Origin of the sequence: Streptomyces griseoaurantiacus (genome assembly GCF_036189845.1) — a bacterium.
Classification (GTDB): Bacteria; Actinomycetota; Actinomycetes; order Streptomycetales; family Streptomycetaceae; genus Streptomyces; species Streptomyces griseoaurantiacus.
Genome location: NZ_CP108326.1, coordinates 4,959,670 through 4,977,125 on the forward strand (window position 1 = coordinate 4,959,670; position 17,456 = coordinate 4,977,125).

Sequence of the window (17,456 nt, forward strand, 5' to 3'; positions counted from 1 at the left end):
GGACGCGCGCTCATCGGCCCGCGGTACGGGGCTGGTTGAAGCGCAGCATGTTGCCGGCCGGATCGCGGAAGGCGCAGTCGCGGACGCCGTAGGGCTGGTCCGTGGGTTCCTGCAGCACCTCGGCGCCGGAGGCCTCCACGCGGGCGAAGAGGGCGTCGCAGTCGTCGGTGGAGAAGATGACGCCGCGCAGCAGTCCCTTGGCGAGCAGTTCGGCCATGGCCTGCCGGTCGGCGGGGGAGGCGTCCGGGTTGGCGGCCGGCGGTTCGAGCACGATCTCCACCCCGGGCTGCGCGGGCGAGCCGACGGTCACCCAGCGCATGCCCTCGAACCCGACGTCGTTGCGGACCTCCAGGCCGAGGACGTCGCAGTAGAAGGCGAGTGCCTTGTCGTGGTCGTCGACGGCGATGAAGCACTGCGAGAGTCTGACATCCATGCCCTCACGCTAAGGGACGACCCTCAGGCGCCGCGGCCCGTCCGCGGGAGGCGACCGTCCGTACGGCCGACGGAACCGGGGGCGCCGGACGGCTCCGTGAAGCGCGGCGGTGCGCCCGTGCGCGCGGGGCGGGTCAGGTTCTTGGCCACGCAGGGCGGGATCGGGGCGCTCTCGGTGTGCGGCCGGGCCCGGTAGGCGCTCGGTGTCTCGCCCACGAGTTCGGTGAACCGTGAGCTGAACGACCCGAGCGAGGTGCAGCCGACCGCGAGGCACACCTCGGTCACCGTCAGATCCCCGCGGCGCAGCAGGGCCTTGGCGCGCTCGATGCGCCGTGTCATGAGGTAGCCGTAGGGGGTCTCGCCGTAGGCGGCGCGGAACCGGCGCTGGAAGTGACCGGCCGACATGAACGCGGTCCGGGCCAGCTCCGCCATGTCGAGCGGCTCGGCGTACTCCCGGTCCATCCGGTCCCGGGTCCGCCGCAACCGCACCAGCTCATCGAGGTCCACGCGGCCAGCATCGCACGCCCCCCGGTCCGCCGGGGAGGGGCGAGGACCGCACACGAGAACCGCACCCGGCCCCCCGCGCGCCGGTGCGGCGAGCGGGGGGCCGGGTGCGGTCGGGCCGGGCCTGGGGTCAGGCCTTCTTGGTCTCCCAGAAGATCTTGTCGATCTGGGCGATGTAGTCGAGCGCCTTCTGGCCGGTGGCCGGGTCCTTGGACGCCTTGGTGGCCGAGAGGGCCTTCAGGGTGTCGTTGACCAGCTGGTGCAGCTCCGGGTACTTCTCGAAGTGCGGAGCCTTGAAGTAGTCGCTCCACAGCACCGAGACGTGGTGCTTGGCCAGCTCGGCGCGCTGCTCCTTGATGATGGTGGCACGCGTCTGGAAGTGCGGGTCGTCGTTGCCGGCCATCTTCTCCTGGACGGCCTTGACCGACTCGGCTTCGATCCGGGCCTGGGCAGGGTCGTACACACCGCAGGGAAGGTCGCAGTGCGCGCTGACCGTGACCTTGGGGGCAAACAGGCGGGAGAGCATTGAGCTGTCCTTCCTCGTGATCGTCTTCTCACGTGGGAGATTACTCCGTGGGGGACCGGTTTTCGCGAGTGCCCCCATGGGCTTACGACAAAAGTCCGGGGCCAGACTGGGACTGGTGGACCATAGACCGGGGAGGTGGCCGTGATGCCGGAGCTGTCGCAGGAGACCGAGAGCACCAGAGCCGTACTGCCGTTCGGGGCGGCCGAGGTGTCGGGGCCGTCGATGGTGCCCACGCTGCACCACGGCGACCGGCTCGTCGTCCAGTACGGGGCGCGCATCCGCCCCGGGGACGTCGTGGTCCTGCGGCATCCGTTCCAGCAGGACCTGCTGGTCGTCAAGCGTGCCGTCGAACGGCGCGAGGGCGGTTGGTGGGTGCTCGGTGACAACCCCTACGCCGGTGGTGACAGCACCGACTACGGGGTCGTGCCGCCGGAGCTCGTGCTTGCCAGGGTGCGGCTGCGCTACCGCCCGCTGCCCGAGGGGCGTTCGCCGCTGGCGCTGGTGCGCTGGGCGTTCTCGGTGGTGCGGCCGGTGCGGGCCGACCGGTCGGCCTCCTCGCGCTTGCGGGCGCGGTAGGCGGCCACGTTCGCCCGGGTGGCGCAGCGGTCGGAGCAGTAGCGGCGGGAGCGGTTGGTCGAGGTGTCCAGGTAGGCGTTGCGGCACGGGGCGGCCTGGCACAGGCCGAGACGGTCCACGCCGTACTCGGTCAGGTGGAAGGCGAGTCCCATCGCGGCGATCGCCGCGTAGCCGGCGGTCGCGTTGGACGGGTGGTCGGCCAGGTGCATGTGCCACAGGGGGCGGCCGTCGTCGTCGCGGTGGTCGTGGCCGGAGATCTGCGGGCTGACCGGGAACTCCAGCAGCAGTGAGTTGAGCAGGTCGACGGCGAGCGTCTCGTCCCCCTCGTTCGCCGCCTCGAACACCGCGCGGAGCCTGCCGCGGACCGAGCGGAAGCGCGTGACGTCGGCGTCGGTGGTGCGGCGGGCCGCCGACTGGTTGGCCCCGAACAGGGCGCGCACGGCCTCCACGGAGGTGAGCGCGTCCTTGCCCCGGGCCGGTTCCTCGCTGTTGATGAGCCGGAGAGCATAGTCCGAGTAATAGGCCAGTTCCACTTGTAGTCCTTACGGGCGCGCTCTATGGTCGTGCGTACGGATGAAGTAACAGCCGATCGTGCTCCCAGGGTATTACTCGTGTGCCCCGGGTGGTGCGCGAAGCGGTGGGACCGGGCGAACGACCACGAAGGAACACGAAGGACACGGAGGACGCGGACGACCATGACGACACTCGACACGGCCACGACGACCGGCTGGAACGCCTGGCAGGAGAGCTGGGACCGGCAGCAGGAGTGGTACATGCCGGACCGCGAGGACCGCTTCCGGATCATGCTCGACATGGTGGAGGCCCTGACCGGCACCGCGCCCCGCGTCCTCGACCTCGCCTGCGGCACCGGCACCATCACCGCCCGGCTGCTCGCCCGCTTCCCCGAGGCCACCAGCACCGGCGTCGACCTCGACCCCGCGCTGCTCACCATCGCCCGCGGCACCTTCGAGGGCGATGGGCGGGTGACCTTCGTCGAGGCCGACCTCAAGGACCCCCACTGGCCCGAGCGGCTGCCCCACGACTCCTACGACGCCGTCCTGACCGCCACCGCCCTGCACTGGCTGCACAAGGGCCCCCTCGCGGAACTCTACGGACGTCTCGCGGGACTCGTCCGCGAAGGCGGCGTCCTCATGAACGCCGACCACATGATCGACGAGACCACGCCCCGGATCAACGCGGCCGAGCGCGCCCAGCGCCACGCCCGCATGGACGAGGCCCGGCGGGCCGGCGCCGTCGACTGGGCGGACTGGTGGAAGCGGGCCGCCGAGGACCCGGCCCTCGCCGCGCCCACCGCCCGCCGCTTCGAGATCTACGGCGAGCACGCCGACGGCGACATGCCCTCCCCGGAGTGGCACGCCCGGACGCTGCGCGAGGCCGGGTTCGCCGAGGCACGCCCGGTGTGGTGCTCCCCCTCCGACACGCTGCTGCTCGCCCTCAAGTAGGGCCCGCGGCGGGGCAGGACGCGGTGAGGGGCGGTACGGATCTCCCGTACCGCCCCTCACCGCGTCGGCTCCGCGTGCCGGTGCGTCAGAGCACCTTCGACAGGAACGACTTCGTGCGCTCGTGCTGCGGGTCGCCCAGGACCTGGCGCGGGTGGCCCGCCTCCACGACCACACCGTCGTCCATGAACACCAGCGAGTCGCCGACCTCACGGGCGAAGCCCATCTCGTGGGTGACGACGATCATCGTCATGCCGTCCTCCGCGAGATCCCGCATCACGTCGAGCACCTCGCCGACCAGCTCCGGGTCGAGCGCCGAGGTCGGCTCGTCGAACAGCATCAGCTTCGGCTGCATCGCCAGGGCGCGCGCGATGGCCACGCGCTGCTGCTGGCCGCCGGAGAGCTGGGCCGGGTAGTGGCCCGTGCGGTCGCCGAGGCCGACGCGGTCGAGCAGCCGCTGGGCGCGCTCCCGGGCCACCGCCTTGGTCTCGCGCTTGACCTGGACCGGCGCCTCCATGACGTTCTCCAGCGCCGTCATGTGCGGGAAGAGGTTGAAGCGCTGGAACACCATGCCGATGTCCCGCCGCTGCGCCGCGACCTCCGACTCCTTCAGCTCGTAGAGCTTGTCGCCCTTCTGCCGGTAGCCGACCAGGTCGCCGTCGACGTACAGCCGGCCGGCGCTGATCTTCTCCAGGTGGTTGATGCACCGCAGGAAGGTGGACTTGCCGGAACCGGACGGGCCGATCAGGCAGAACACCTCGCGCGGGTTCACCTCCAGGTCGATGCCCTTGAGGATGTGCGCGAGCCCGAAGGACTTGTGCACGCCCTCGGCCCGCACCATCGGACCGCCGCTGCCGCCGGTGGCGACGTCCTTGCTCAGACTGGTCATCGGGACACCTCCGGGCGGCGGAACGAACCGAACAGGGCGAGGTTCTTCCGCAGCCGCTGCAGGGGGGTCGGCGGCAGCGTGCGGGACGAGCCGCGGGCGTAACGCCGCTCCAGGTAGTACTGGCCCACGCTGAAGACGCTGGTCAGGATCAGGTACCAGATCGAGGCGACGAAGTAGAGCTCCACCACCGCCAGCGAGGTGCTGGAGATGTCCGTGGACCGCTTGATCAGCTCGTTGAACTGCACCGCGTACGCCAGCGAGGAGGTCTTCAGCATGTTGATGAACTCGTTGCCGGTCGGCGGCACGATCACCCGCATCGCCTGCGGCAGCACCACGCGGCGCAGCGTCTTGCCCTGGGTCATGCCGAGCGCGTGCGAGGCCTCGGTCTGGCCCATGTCGACCGACTGGATGCCCGCCCGGACGATCTCCGACATGTACGCGGCCTCGTTGAGGCCCAGGCCCAGCAGCGCCGCCAGGAACGGCGTCATGACCTGGTTCATCTCATCCTTGTAGAACCCGAGGTTCAGGATGGGGAAGATGAGCGCGATGTTGTACCAGAGCAGGAGCTGGACCAGCACCGGAGTGCCGCGGAAGAACCACACGTAGAACCAGGCCACCGTGCTGGTGACCGGATTCGAGGACATCCGCATGACGGCGAGGACCACGCCGAGCACCAGGCCGAGCAGCATGGCCAGGACCGAGATGTAGAGCGTGTGCCAGACGCCCGACAGGATGGTGCCGTCGGTCAGGTAGTCCGGGATGACGTCGTAGTGGATCTTCGCGTTGGAGAACGCGATCCCGATCAGCACCAGGATCGCGAGGACCGCGGCGCCGGCCACCCAGCGGCCGTAGTGGCGCACCGGGATGGCCTTGATCTGCTCCGGCGGCACCGGTGCCGGAACCTTGTCGACAATGTCGGTCACGGTGACTGTCCCTCGCTCTCGTCGGTTCCGCGCCGAGGCTCAGGAGCCACCGTTGATCTTGGCCTCGGTGACGCCGCCGTCCGTGACGTTCCACTTCTCGAGGATCTTCTTGTAGTCGCCGTTCTCGATGATGGCGTTCATGGCCGCCTGGAGGGCGTCCCGCAGCTGGGTGTTCTTCTTGCCGACGCCGATGCCGTAGGGGCCGGCCTCGATCTGCTCGCCGATGACCTCGAAGTCCTTGCCGCCGCCGGAGGTCTTGGCGTTGTAGGCCGCCACGGGGAAGTCGTTGAGGTCGGCGACGGACGCGCCCTGCTTCAGACGGAGCAGCGCCTCGGGGTCGGTGTCGAAGGTCAGCAGCTTGATCGCCTTGCCGCCGTCCTTCGTGCACTTCTTGCTCTGCGCCTTGGCCACGCCCTCGGAGGTGGTGCCGCGCTGCAGGGCGACGACCTTGCCGCACAGGTCGTCCAGGGACTTGATCCCCTTGGGGTTGCCCTTCTGGACGAGGATCGAGGTGCCGGCGGTGAAGTAGTCGACGAAGTCGACGCCGTCGCCGGCCTTCTTGCCGCTGTCGGAGTCGATGCCGTTCTGGCGGTCCTTCGTGTCGTTCATCGCCGACATGATCACCTGGGTGCGGCCGGCCTGCAGACCCACGACGAGCTGGTCGAACTTGCCGTTCTGGAACTCGAACTTCACGCCGAGCTGCTTGCCGAGCGCCTCGGCGATGTCCGGGTCGATGCCGGTGGCCTTGCCGCCCTTCATGAACTCGACCGGCGGGTAGGCGATGTCCGAGCCGACCTTGATGACACCCGCCTTGCGTATGTCGGAGGGCAGCTTGTCGGCGAGCGGGGCGGAGGACGAGGCGCTCGAGTCCGAGCCGCCGTCGCTGCCCTTGTCGGTCTGGTCGCCGCAGCCGGCAAGCAGCAGGGTGCCCGCGACCGCGACGGCGCCGACCGCGGCTGTCCGGGAGCGCGCGGCGGTCGTACGACGGGTGATGCCTGCGGTCATGGTGGGTTCCTCCGGCGGGATGGGTGGTGCTGCCGATGGGTCGACGAGAACACACACCTTTGGGTGTCGCGACCTCGTGTGATGACCGCATCTTGCCATTCGGACTTCGCCAGTCAGGTGACTCTCCATGTCAAAATCGGATAACAGGTGACCCGGATCGTGCGGGCTCGGTCATCAGAGCCGGACCATCTGCCGAAATTCCTCCGGTCGGCCGCAGCATTTCCCGCCCGTCCCGGGATGTGGATACGTCGTGCCTCCGGCTTTGCCTCACCTTGCGTGTTTTACGCACACTTTGACAAGACTTGTCGTGCTGTGGGGCGACTGTCGCCGTCCCCCGCGGGTGACCTTTGCTTGCATGTGATCTTGGCTGTACGGGCTCGTCCGGACTCGTCGCCGACGGCCTCCGTCCGGTAAGAAGGTTCTTTACACCCCTCATCCGGGGCTCAGGGCGCGTGTGCGGCGCGCCCGTCGCGTCCGCGCCCACGCGTATCACTCATCGGGGCCTCACGCGGTGCCCGCCCACCCCTCACCAGGAGTGGTCACCCTCAATCCAAGAAGACCTAAGGGGTATCAAGAAGTGGCAGCCGAGATCGTCAACCCTCGCAGCGACAGCGGTGCGGCGCAGGACGGCGGGGCGGAGCCCCTCGATTCCTTCGACGCCTTCGACCCGGCGTTCGCGCTGCACCGCGGCGGCAAGATGGCCGTCCAGGCCACCGTCCCGGTCCGCGACAAGGACGACCTGTCCCTCGCCTACACCCCCGGTGTCGCGAAGGTGTGCAGCGCCATCGCCGAGCAGCCGGAACTCGTCCACGACTACACCTGGAAGTCCTCCGTCGTCGCCGTCGTCACCGACGGCACGGCCGTCCTCGGCCTCGGAGACATCGGTCCCGAGGCCTCCCTCCCCGTGATGGAGGGCAAGGCGATCCTGTTCAAGCAGTTCGGCGGCGTCGACGCCGTCCCGATCGCGCTCGACTGCACCGGGGTCGACGAGATCGTCGAGACCGTCGCCCGGCTCGCGCCCTCCTTCGGCGGGATCAACCTGGAGGACATCTCCGCGCCGCGCTGCTTCGAGATCGAGCGCCGGCTCCAGGAGCGCCTGGACATCCCCGTCTTCCACGACGACCAGCACGGCACGGCGGTCGTGACGCTGGCCGCGCTGCGCAACGCCGCCCGGCTGACCGGGCGCACCCTCGGGCAGCTCCGCGCGGTGATCTCCGGCGCGGGGGCCGCCGGGGTCGCCATCGCCAAGATGCTCATCGAGGCCGGCATCGGGGACGTCTCCGTCGCCGACCGCAAGGGCGTCGTCTCCCGCGACCGCGAGGACCTGACGCCGGTCAAGCGCGAGCTGGCCGAGCTCAGCAACAAGGCCGGGCTGACCGGTTCGCTGGAGTCCGCCCTGGCCGGCGCCGACGTCTTCATCGGCGTCTCCGGCGGCACGGTGCCGGAGTCCGCGGTGGCCTCGATGGCGGAGGGCGCCTTCGTGTTCGCCATGGCCAACCCGAACCCCGAGGTGCACCCCGAGGTCGCGCACAAGTACGCGGCCGTCGTCGCCACGGGCCGTTCGGACTTCCCCAACCAGATCAACAACGTGCTGGCCTTCCCCGGCATCTTCGCGGGCGCCCTGCAGGTGCGGGCCTCGCGGATCACCGAGGGCATGAAGATCGCGGCGGCGGAGGCGCTGGCGGCGGTCGTCGGGGACGACCTCGCGGCGGACTACGTCATCCCCTCCCCCTTCGACGAGCGGGTCGCCCCCGCCGTGACGGCGGCCGTGGCCGCGGCGGCGCGGGCGGAAGGCGTCGCCCGCCGCTGACGCGTTCGCCGGGTGTCCTCCGAGGAGGGCACCCGGCCCCGCACCGAGGCGGGACGCGTGTCACAGCGCGGGTCGGTTCCTCGCGGTGGCCGCGAAGCCTATCGTCGAGGGCATGTTCGCTGCCTATGCTGCTCGAATCGACCGTGACCAGCCGTTGTCGGGACTTGAGTTGGGGGAGCGTCCGGCCCCCGCGCGCACACCCGGATGGACCACCGTCAACGTCAGGGCCGCCTCCCTGAACCACCACGACCTGTGGTCCCTCAAGGGGGTCGGCCTCCCCGAGGGCGCCCTCCCGATGATTCTCGGCTGCGACGCCGCCGGCGTCGACGAGGACGGGAACGAGGTCGTCGTCCACTCCGTCATCGGGGAGACCGGCCACGGTGTCGGCCCCGAGGAGCGCCGCTCCATCCTCACCGAGCGGTACCAGGGCACCTTCGCGGAGCAGGTCACCGTGCCCACCTGGAACCTCCTTCCCAAGCCGAAGGAACTCTCCTTCGAGCAGGCCGCCTGTCTGCCCACCGCCTGGCTGACCGCCTACCGCATGCTCTTCACCAACGCGGGCGTACGCCCCGGCGACTCCGTCCTCGTGCAGGGCGCCGGCGGCGGGGTGGCGACCGCCGCGATCGTGCTCGGCAAGGCGGCCGGGCTCCGGGTCTTCGCGACCAGCCGCGACGAGGCCAAGCGCAAGCGGGCCCTCGAACTCGGTGCCGTGGAGGCGCTGGAGACCGGGGCCCGGCTGCCCCAGCGCGTCGACGCCGTCCTCGAGACCGTCGGCGCCGCGACATGGTCCCACTCCGTGAAGTCCCTGCGCCCCGGCGGAACCGTCGTCATCTCCGGTGCCACCAGCGGCGACCGTCCCTCCCACGCGGAACTCACCCGCATCTTCTTCCTTGAACTCAAGGTCGTCGGCTCCACCATGGGCAGCAAGGACGAACTGGAGGACCTGCTCTCCTTCTGCGCGGCCACCAAAGTGCGGCCGGTCATCGACGAGGTGTACCCGCTGGACCGGGCGCGCGAGGCCTTCACACGGATGGAGTCCGGCGAGCAGTTCGGCAAGATCGTGCTGACCAACGGCTGAGGCGGTCCGGCGCCCTCTCCCCCCTTCCCCCCCTCCCACCCACCACCCCACCCCTCCTCGTGTGTCAACCACGGTTGACGACCGTCGGGCTGTCAACCTACATTGACAGCATGACGGAAGCGACGGATCTCGCCGAGCGCGCCGGTGACCGTGATCCCCGAGTCGGACTGCGGGCGGTCACCGCGCTGCGCACCCTCCTCGAGCACCTCGAGACGGTCCAGGTGCGCAACGCGCGCGAACAGGGCTGGTCGTGGCAGGAGATCGCCGCGGAACTCGGCGTCAGCAGGCAGGCCGTGCACAAGAAACACGGGAGGCGATGATGTTCGAACGGTTCACCGAGGACGCCCGGGCCGTGGTCGCCGAGGCGGTCGCGCACTGCGCCCGCTCCGGGGAACGACGCGTGGACGAGACGCACCTGCTGCTCGCCCTTCTCGAACGCGAGGGCAGCCGTGGCTCCTTCGCGCTGGCGGCACTCGGACTGCCCGGCCGGCGCGAGGCGGTGGCGCGCGACCTGTCCGAGGCCCGCCGCAGGGGCGGTCTCACCCGCGCGGACGCGGACGCGCTCAACGATCTCGGAATCGACCTCACCGCCCTCGTCTCCCGGGTCGAGGAGACCCACGGACCGGGCGCCCTCGCGGCTGCGGGAAGAAGCATCGGCGGCCACCGGTCCCGGTCCGGCCGCCGGGCCTTCACCCCGGGGGCCAAGCAGGTGCTGGCGGGCGCACTGCGCGTCGCCCTCGCCCATCACGACCGGCGCATCGGCGACGAACACCTCCTGCTGGCCCTGACCGTCCGCCCCGGCGTCCCCGCCGAGGTGCTGGCCGACCACGGAGTGACCCACGCATCCGTGACCCGGGTCCTCTACGGCCCCGACACCGGCGAGGCCCGCGCGAGCTGACCCCGCCGGCCCACCCCGTGAGCCCGCGGCGGACCGGCCCTCCGGCCCTCGGGGCCCTCAGACCTTCGGGCTCCGGAGTATCGCGCCGATATGGGCTGCCGCGGTGGACAGATGGCGGCGGGCGTCACGGAGCTGGTCCTCAGTGACCCCGTGGTCCCGGGCCGCGTCGCGGACCTCGTCGCGGAAGCGGTCCAGGAGCCGGTCGAGGTCCCGGGCCGGTTCCCCCGTGGGGGACTCGTGCGCCCAGGACGGCTCGTAGGAGGCGGGGAAGTCCTCGGGAGTGACCGTGTACTCCGGTCCGGCCCCGCCGGAGGGAGCCTCGGCTCCCTGCTCCGTACGCCCGAAGCCGAAGTCCTTGCCGAAGACCTTCCCGAACTCGCCGAGCTCCTTGGTCAGTTCGGTGAGGCCCTCGCGGACGCCGGTGGGCCAGTCGCCCCGCTCGAAGTGCTCCTGGGCGTGTTCCTGGACCCGCTTGGCGATCCGCTGCATCTCCTGCTGCGCCTGGGCGCGCGCGTGCTCCTGGGCCTCCTTGGCCTGGCGCCGCGCCCGCTCGGCCTCCTCGCGGGCCCGGCGGCTCTCGTCCTTCGCGCGCCTGGCCTGCTCCTTCCACTCCTGCTTGACGCGCCGCATCTCCTCCTTCGCGACACGCCAGGACTCCCGGTCCTCGGCCCAGTCCCGCGCGTCCCAGGGCATCTCCTGCTTCTTGCGGCCACTGCGGGCCTGGCTGACCGCGGCCTGCATCTCCCGGCGCAGATCGCCGGCGGCGCCCCGGACGTCGGCACGGATCTCGGCGGCCAGTTCCGCCACCGACTCCCGGATCTCCAGTTCCAGGTCGGCCAGTTCACCACTGCGTCCGGCCAGCTCCGCGCGGCCGGCGTCGGTGATCGAGTAGACCTTGCGGCCGCCCTCGGTGGTGTGGGTGACGAGCCCCTCGGCCTCCAGCTTGGCCAGGCGGGGGTAGACGGTGCCGGCCGAGGGGGCGTAGAGCCCCTGGAAGCGCTCCTCCAGCAGCCGGATCACCTCGTAGCCGTGGCGCGGGGCCTCGTCCAGCAGCTTGAGGAGGTACAGCCGCAACCGGCCGTGGGCGAAGACGGGGGCCATGTCAGAGCACCTTCTTGTCGGTCGGGCCGTCCGCGGCCGGGGCCTCGGGGTTCTCGGGGGCGTCGGGTGTGTGCTCCTCGGCGGGGCCGGGCGGTGGCGCGTCCCAGGGCTCCTCGTCGCCCGGGCGGCGCAGCAGGGCGATGGAGCCTGAGACGGTGGTCGCCCTCAGCCGGCCGGTGCCGCCGCCGAGCCGGCCCGAGATCCGCTTCGTGCCCCACTGGCCGCTGACCCGCAGGTCCTCGAAGGCGTTGGAGACGGCACCGCCCGCCGTGTTGGCCTCCACCTCGACGTCGGCGGGGTGGGCGAGGCGGACGGCGATCTCGCCCGAGACGTTGGTCAGCCGGGCGTCCGTGGGGCCGCCGGTGGGGTCCAGGTCCAGGATGATCGCCCCGCTGACCGAGTCCGCCTTGACGGCGGACGAGGCGCCCTCGACGACGGTGAGGTCGCCGGAGACGGAGTTGAGGCGCTGTTCGCCGGAGACGGCCTGCGTCTCCACGTTCCCCGACACCGTCGTGGCCCGGAGGGGGCCGGAGATGCCGACCAGCGTCGCGTCCCCGGTGACGCCCTTCACCTCGGTGCGCTCCTCGATGCCCGAGACCATCGCGTGGGCGCCGACCACGCCGACCTCCACGCGGGTGCCGGAGGGCACGGCGAGGGTGACGTCCGCGGAGCGGTGCCAGCCCTTGCGGTCCAGCCACTTCAGGAAGCCCCGCCAGGGGAGGTCGTCGTAGGCGACGGTGAGGGTGCCGTTCTTGTGCGTCACCGTCAGCGGGGGACCCTCTATGCCGGAGACCTCCAGTCGGGCCGTGCTGTCCTCCGTGCCCATGACGTTCACCGTGCCGTTGACGATACGGACGTGCAGGGACGTCAGGGGGTCGTCGAAAGTGAGCTTTCCGGGCTCTGCGACGGACCACTCGGACATGGTGGTGACCTCCTCGGCGTCGGCCGGCTCCGGTTGTGTGCGAGGCGCGGCAGGGATCGCGTCATATCGCGTTCTTGGTTACACACGATATATCGTGCGCTCGCGAAGTCAAGACACCCGTCCAGGTGAACAGCCGGGGAGGAACCGGGAGGAAGCTGCCTACCGTGAGGGCATGTCGACGGATACGGGCTCCTCGCGCGGTGCGGCCGGTGGTGTGTTGCTGCTCTGCCGGGCCGGGCCCGACGCCGTCGCGCCCGTGGTGCCGCTGCTGCGCGAGCGGACGGGGATCGCGGGGGCGGGCGACGGGTGGACGCTGCTGGTGCCGGAGGGGGAGCCGTGGCGGAACGGGGAGACCGTCGAGCGGGTGGCCACGGGGTGGGCGTTCGCGCTGGCGGTGGGGGTCTCCTGGCCGGTGCTCGCGGTGTGGTGGGACGCGGACCGGAGCGGGTGTGTGCTGGCGTCCGGGTTTCGGCGGCCCGTGCCGTACGTGTGGCTGGGCAACGGGACGGCGGTGGGGGAGGACGAGGCGATGCGGACGTTGGGGGAAGGGTTGGGGCTGGGTGCGGGTGCGGGTGCGGGTGCCGGTGCGCTGCTCGCGCTCACGCGGCCGGAGCCCTCGGTGGACGGCATCGGGCGGCTGCGGGGGTTGCTGGCGGCGCTGGCGGGGCTGGGGCTGAGGTTGCCGGACGGGGTGGCGCCGGGGGAGACGGTGGAGGGGTTGCGGGAGGTCGTGCGGGAGGTGGTGCCGGAGGGCGCGGTGCGGGAGCGGGTCGAGGTGGGTGGGGGTGTCCGGGCCGCGGGAGCGGGGGCAGAGGCGGGTGGCTCGGGTGTGTCCGGTGGGACGGGGGCGCGGGTGGTCGCGTGGGTGCAGGTGGGGTTGGGGGTGCCGGTGCTGGTGTGGGGGGTGCGGCGTCGGCGTGCGGGGTGGGTGGTGGCGGGGTTGGTGCTGGTGGGGGACGGGGTGGTGGGGGGTGTGCGAGCGGGGGCCTGGGGGCGCGCGTAAGGGGGAGCGGGGGTTTTCTCGCCCCCGCCGCCCCTACCCTTCCCGTCCCTTCGAGGGGCTCTGCCCCTCGGACCCCGGGGTGGGGCCGACGGGCCGGGGTGGCCGGGTGGGTGGGAGCTCGGGTGGGCGGGGTGGTGGGACAGGTGCGGGTGCGTTCGGGCTGGTCGCGCGGTTCCCCGCGCCCCTGACGGCGCTTCCGCGTCCCTCTAGGGCGCTTCCGCGCCTCCGTCCGGTGCTCCCCGGTCCCTACTCCTCGTCCTCTTCGTCGTCCAGGCGGGCCAGCCAGGTGGCCAGGCGTTCGACGGGGATCTCGAAGTCGGGGTTGAGGTCGACGAACGTGCGGAGTTGTTCGGCGAGCCACTCGAAGGTGACCTCCTCCTCGCCGCGCCGCTTCTCCAGTTCCTCGATCCCACGGTCGGTGAAGTACATGGGTCAAGGATAGGGCGGGAAGGCGGACGGGCCGCACCCCGGGGAAGGGGTGCGGCCCGTCCGTCGAACCGGTGTCGGCCGGTTGCGCGGTTACGCCTCGAACACCTCGCGGACGAGCTGCTCCTGCTCCGCCTGGTGCCGCTTCGCGGAACCCACGGCGGGGGAGGAGGAGTGCGGCCGGGAGATGCGGCGCAGGCGCTCGCTGTGCGGGATGTCCGCGCCGACCGCCAGGTCCAGGTGGTCGATCAGGTTGAGCGCGATGAACGGCCAGGCACCCTGGTTCGCCGGCTCCTCCTGCGTCCACAGGTACTTCTCGGCGTTCGGGTACTTGGCGATCTCCGCCTGGAGCTCGGCACCCGGCAGCGGGTACAGGCGCTCGATGCGGATGATGGCCGTGTCGTTCGCGCCGCGCTTCTTCCGCTCGGCGGCGAGGTCGTAGTAGACCTTGCCCGCGCAGAAGACGACCTTCTTGACGGCGGCCGGGTCGACCGTGTCGTCGCCGATGACCGGGCGGAACTGGCCGGTGGTGAACTCCTCCGCCTTCGAGGCCGCCGCCTTCAGGCGGAGCATCGACTTCGGGGTGAAGACGACCAGCGGCTTGTGGTGCGGGTTGTGCACCTGCCACCGCAGGAGGTGGAAGTAGTTCGACGGCGAGGTCGGCTGGGCGACCGTCATGTTGTTCTGCGCGCAGAGCTGCAGGAACCGCTCGATGCGGGCCGAGGAGTGGTCCGGGCCCTGGCCCTCGTAGCCGTGCGGCAGCAGCAGCGTGACGCCGGAGGTCTGGCCCCACTTCTGCTCGGCGGCCGAGATGTACTCGTCGACCACCGACTGGGCGCCGTTGACGAAGTCGCCGAACTGCGCCTCCCACATCACCAGCGACTCCGGACGGGCGAGCGAGTAGCCGTACTCGAAGCCCATCACCGCGTACTCGGAGAGCAGCGAGTCGTAGACGTTGTAGCGGGCCTGGTCCTGCGACAGGTACAGCAGCGGGGTGTAGTCCTCGCCGGTCTCGCGGTCGATCAGCACCGCGTGGCGCTGGCCGAAGGTGCCGCGGCGGGAGTCCTGTCCGGACAGCCGGACCGGGGTGCCCTCCAGCAGCAGCGAGCCGATGGCCAGGGTCTCGCCCATGCCCCAGTCGATCGTGCCGTCCTCGACCATCGACGCCCGGCGCTGGAGCTGCGGGAGCAGCCGCGGGTGGACGGTGAAGTGGTCGGGGATGTTGACCTGGGACTCGGCGATCCGCTTGACGACCTCCGTGGAGATCGCCGTGTTGACGGCGACCGGGAACTCGGCCTGCGGGTCCGGCGAGTGAGGGGCGGCGGGCTGCGCGGTGGCCTCGCGGACCTCCGTGAAGACCTTCTCCAGCTGGCCCTGGTAGTCCTGCAGCGCCTGCTCGGCCTCTTCCAGGGTGATGTCACCGCGACCGATGAGGGACTCGGTGTAGAGCTTGCGCACCGAGCGCTTCTTGTCGATCAGGTCGTACATCAGCGGCTGGGTGAAGGCCGGGTTGTCCGACTCGTTGTGACCGCGGCGGCGGTAGCAGATGAGGTCGATCACCACGTCCTTGTTGAACGCCTGGCGGAACTCGAAGGCGAGCCGCGCCACGCGCACGACGGCCTCCGGGTCGTCGCCGTTCACATGGAAGATCGGGGCCTCGATCATGCGGGCCACGTCCGTCGCGTACATCGAGGAACGCGAGGACTCCGGGGCGGCGGTGAAGCCGACCTGGTTGTTGATGACGATGTGGACCGTGCCGCCGGTGCGGTAGCCCCGCAGCTGCGACATGTTCAGGGTCTCGGCCACCACGCCCTGGCCCGCGAAGGCCGCGTCGCCGTGGATCGCCACCGGCATGACCGTGAAGTCGGTGCCGCCCTTGTTGATGATGTCCTGCTTGGCGCGGGTGATGCCCTCGATGACCGGGTCGACCGTCTCCAGGTGGGAGGGGTTGGCGGCCAGCGAGACGCGGATCTGCTCGCCGTCGAGACCGGTGAAGGTGCCCTCGGCGCCCAGGTGGTACTTCACGTCGCCGGAGCCGTGCATCGACTTCGGGTCGAGGTTGCCCTCGAACTCGCGGAAGATCTGCGCGTAGGACTTGCCGACGATGTTCGCCAGCACGTTCAGCCGGCCGCGGTGGGCCATGCCGATGACGACCTCGTCCAGGCGCGACTCGGCGGCCGAGTCCAGCACGGCGTCGAGCAGCGGGATGACGGACTCGCCGCCCTCCAGGGAGAACCGCTTCTGGCCGACGTACTTCGTCTGCAGGAAGGTCTCGAAGGCCTCCGCCGCGTTGAGGCGGCGCAGGATGCGGAGCTGCTCCTCGCGCTCGGGCTTGCTGTGCGGGCGCTCGATGCGGTCCTGGATCCACTTGCGCTGCTTGGGGTCCTGGATGTGCATGAACTCGATGCCGGTGGTGCGGCAGTACGAGTCACGCAGCACGCCGAGGATGTCGCGCAGCTTCATCAGGGACTTGCCCGCGAAACCGCCGACCGCGAACTCGCGCTCCAGGTCCCACAGGGTGAGCCCGTGCTCGGTGATGTCCAGGTCGGGGTGCTTGCGCTGCTGGTACTCCAGCGGGTCGGTGTCGGCCATGACGTGGCCGCGGACCCGGTAGGAGTGGATCAGCTCGAAGACGCGGGCGGCCTTGGTGACGTCGTCGTCGTGGCTGGCGTCGATGTCCTTGAGCCAGCGGACCGGCTCGTAGGGGATGCGCAGCGCCTTGAAGATCTCGTCGTAGAACTCGTTCTCGCCGAGCAGCAGGTTGGCGACGATCCGCAGGAACTCGCCGGAGGCGGCGCCCTGGATGACCCGGTGGTCGTACGTGGAGGTGAGGGTCATCACCTTGGAGATGCCCAGCTTGTTCAGGGTGTCCTGGGAGGTGCCCTGGAACTCGGCCGGGTAGTCCATGGAGCCGACGCCCATGATGACCGACTGGCCGGGCATCAGGCGCGGCACGGAGTGGACGGTGCCCAGGCCGCCGGGGTTGGTCAGGGAGACCGTGACGCCGCTGAAGTCCTCCATCGTCAGCTTGCCCTCGCGGGCGCGGCGGACGATGTCCTCGTAGGCCTGCCAGAACTCGAAGAAGTTCAGCGTCTCGGCCTTCTTGATGCCGGCGACGACGAGCTGGCGGTCGCCGTTGGGCTTCACCAGGTCGATGGCCAGGCCGAAGGTGACGTGCTCCGGCTTGACGAGGGTCGGCTTGCCGTCCTTCTCCGCGTAGTGCCAGTTCATCGACGGCATGGCCTTGATGGCCTGCACCATCGCGTAGCCGATGAGGTGGGTGAAGGAGATCTTCCCGCCCCGGGCCCGCTTGAGGTGGTTGTTGATGACGATGCGGTTGTCGAAGAGCAGCTTCACCGGGACCGCGCGCACGGACGTGGCCGTGGGCATCTCCAGCGAGGCGTTCATGTTCTTCGCCACGGCCGCGGAGGGACCGCGCAGCGTCACGTACTCGGGGCCCTGGGGGGCCTCGGTGGCCGGCGTCGCCTTGGCGGCCGCGGGAGCGGCCTTCGGGGCGGCGGCGGGCTTCGCGGCCTGCTCGGCCGGTGCGGCGGCGGGTGCGGCCGCGGGCCGGGCGGGCTGCGCGGGCGCGGCGGCGGCCGGCTGCGCGGCGCGCTGGGCCGGGGCCGCGGGCTGCGCAGGGGCGGCCTGGGTGGGAGCGGTGGTGGTGCGCGCGGCCCCCGCGGCCGCGTCACCCGCCGAAGCCGGGGCGGAGGCCGCTCCGGGCTTGTAGTCCGCGAAGAAGTCCCACCAGGCGCGGTCTACCGAATTCGGGTCCTGGAGGTACTGCTGATAGATCTCGTCGACGAGCCACTCATTGGCCCCGAACGAGGCCGCGGGGTTCTTCCCGGCTTGGTCGGTCTCGGTGGAGATGCTCGAGTTACTGGGGGACTGTGGCGACAC

General features: G+C 70.8%; 18 protein-coding genes. 7 read left to right on the forward strand and 11 right to left on the reverse strand.

Annotated elements, in window-relative coordinates; genetic code table 11:
- Positions 1-10: 10 nt before the first annotated feature.
- From OHB09_RS22195 to sodN, 3 genes are all read right to left on the reverse strand, one after another.
- Positions 11-433, reverse strand: a complete 423-nt coding sequence (locus OHB09_RS22195; RefSeq protein WP_006142334.1) for a VOC family protein — start codon at positions 431-433, stop codon at positions 11-13.
- A gap of 23 nt (positions 434-456) precedes the next feature.
- Positions 457-894, reverse strand: coding sequence for a helix-turn-helix transcriptional regulator (locus OHB09_RS22200; RefSeq protein WP_078631127.1), 438 nt, complete (start codon positions 892-894; stop codon positions 457-459).
- A gap of 172 nt (positions 895-1,066) precedes the next feature.
- Positions 1,067-1,462, reverse strand: a complete 396-nt coding sequence (gene sodN / locus OHB09_RS22205) for a superoxide dismutase, Ni (RefSeq protein WP_191891080.1) — start codon at positions 1,460-1,462, stop codon at positions 1,067-1,069.
- A 144-nt stretch (positions 1,463-1,606) separates the two neighbouring features.
- On the opposite strand from sodN, the gene sodX reads away from it, so the two are divergent.
- On the forward strand, positions 1,607-2,038 hold the full coding sequence (gene sodX, locus OHB09_RS22210) for a nickel-type superoxide dismutase maturation protease (RefSeq protein ID WP_078631106.1): 432 nt from the start codon (positions 1,607-1,609) through the stop codon (positions 2,036-2,038).
- Here the strand turns inward: sodX and OHB09_RS22215 are convergent.
- Positions 1,924-2,571, reverse strand: a complete 648-nt coding sequence (locus OHB09_RS22215; RefSeq protein ID WP_006142337.1) for a CGNR zinc finger domain-containing protein — start codon at positions 2,569-2,571, stop codon at positions 1,924-1,926. The two genes, sodX and OHB09_RS22215, sit on opposite strands and share 115 nt — an antisense overlap.
- A gap of 162 nt (positions 2,572-2,733) precedes the next feature.
- Here OHB09_RS22215 and OHB09_RS22220 point away from each other — a divergent pair, with 162 nt between their 5' ends.
- The gene (locus OHB09_RS22220) at positions 2,734-3,501 is read left to right on the forward strand and encodes a class I SAM-dependent methyltransferase (RefSeq protein WP_167792994.1); all 768 of its coding nucleotides are present in this window, start codon (positions 2,734-2,736) and stop codon (positions 3,499-3,501) included.
- An 85-nt stretch (positions 3,502-3,586) separates the two neighbouring features.
- Here the strand turns inward: OHB09_RS22220 and OHB09_RS22225 are convergent, their stop codons facing one another.
- From OHB09_RS22225 to OHB09_RS22235, 3 genes are read right to left on the reverse strand one after another with little or no spacing between them, the layout of a single operon-like run.
- Positions 3,587-4,387 carry an amino acid ABC transporter ATP-binding protein gene (locus OHB09_RS22225; protein WP_093591942.1) on the reverse strand — a complete coding sequence of 267 codons (801 nt, stop codon included), beginning with the start codon at positions 4,385-4,387 and terminating at the stop codon, positions 3,587-3,589.
- The gene (locus OHB09_RS22230) at positions 4,384-5,310 is read right to left on the reverse strand and encodes an amino acid ABC transporter permease (protein ID WP_006142340.1); all 927 of its coding nucleotides are present in this window, start codon (positions 5,308-5,310) and stop codon (positions 4,384-4,386) included. Before OHB09_RS22230 ends, OHB09_RS22225 begins: the two co-directional genes overlap by 4 nt.
- Before the next feature lie 39 nt (positions 5,311-5,349).
- Positions 5,350-6,315, reverse strand: coding sequence for an ABC transporter substrate-binding protein (locus OHB09_RS22235; RefSeq protein ID WP_006142341.1), 966 nt, complete (start codon positions 6,313-6,315; stop codon positions 5,350-5,352).
- Positions 6,316-6,892: 577 nt separating this feature from the next.
- Between OHB09_RS22235 and OHB09_RS22240 the strand changes: the two genes are divergently transcribed.
- From OHB09_RS22240 to OHB09_RS22255, 4 genes are all read left to right on the forward strand, one after another.
- Entirely contained in the window at positions 6,893-8,125 is a 1,233-nt protein-coding gene (locus OHB09_RS22240) for an NAD(P)-dependent malic enzyme (RefSeq protein ID WP_328922418.1), read from the forward strand.
- 112 nt (positions 8,126-8,237) lie between these two features.
- The gene (locus OHB09_RS22245; RefSeq protein ID WP_191852243.1) at positions 8,238-9,203 is read left to right on the forward strand and encodes a zinc-binding dehydrogenase; all 966 of its coding nucleotides are present in this window, start codon (positions 8,238-8,240) and stop codon (positions 9,201-9,203) included.
- Between the two features lie 110 nt (positions 9,204-9,313).
- Positions 9,314-9,523: a helix-turn-helix domain-containing protein gene (locus OHB09_RS22250; RefSeq protein ID WP_040896296.1), complete on the forward strand. Its 210-nt coding sequence runs from the start codon at positions 9,314-9,316 to the stop codon at positions 9,521-9,523.
- Positions 9,523-10,101, forward strand: coding sequence for a Clp protease N-terminal domain-containing protein (locus tag OHB09_RS22255; RefSeq protein WP_191891087.1), 579 nt, complete (start codon positions 9,523-9,525; stop codon positions 10,099-10,101). The genes OHB09_RS22250 and OHB09_RS22255 overlap by 1 nt, the downstream gene beginning before the upstream one ends.
- A gap of 57 nt (positions 10,102-10,158) precedes the next feature.
- On the opposite strand, the gene OHB09_RS22260 is transcribed toward OHB09_RS22255, so the two are convergent.
- On the reverse strand, positions 10,159-11,202 hold the full coding sequence (locus tag OHB09_RS22260) for a PadR family transcriptional regulator (protein ID WP_328922419.1): 1,044 nt from the start codon (positions 11,200-11,202) through the stop codon (positions 10,159-10,161).
- 1 nt (position 11,203) lies between these two features.
- Positions 11,204-12,124, reverse strand: coding sequence for a DUF4097 family beta strand repeat-containing protein (locus OHB09_RS22265; RefSeq protein WP_328922420.1), 921 nt, complete (start codon positions 12,122-12,124; stop codon positions 11,204-11,206).
- Between the two features lie 172 nt (positions 12,125-12,296).
- Here OHB09_RS22265 and OHB09_RS22270 point away from each other — a divergent pair, with 172 nt between their 5' ends.
- The gene (locus OHB09_RS22270) at positions 12,297-13,127 is read left to right on the forward strand and encodes a hypothetical protein (protein WP_328922421.1); all 831 of its coding nucleotides are present in this window, start codon (positions 12,297-12,299) and stop codon (positions 13,125-13,127) included.
- Positions 13,128-13,373: 246 nt separating this feature from the next.
- Here the strand turns inward: OHB09_RS22270 and OHB09_RS22275 are convergent, their stop codons facing one another.
- Together OHB09_RS22275 and OHB09_RS22280 are read right to left on the reverse strand one after the other, a co-directional pair.
- The gene (locus OHB09_RS22275) at positions 13,374-13,556 is read right to left on the reverse strand and encodes a DUF6104 family protein (RefSeq protein ID WP_006142349.1); all 183 of its coding nucleotides are present in this window, start codon (positions 13,554-13,556) and stop codon (positions 13,374-13,376) included.
- A 90-nt stretch (positions 13,557-13,646) separates the two neighbouring features.
- Positions 13,647-17,456 (reverse strand): multifunctional oxoglutarate decarboxylase/oxoglutarate dehydrogenase thiamine pyrophosphate-binding subunit/dihydrolipoyllysine-residue succinyltransferase subunit, encoded by a 3,810-nt coding sequence (locus OHB09_RS22280; protein ID WP_328728494.1) that lies wholly within the window; start codon positions 17,454-17,456, stop codon positions 13,647-13,649.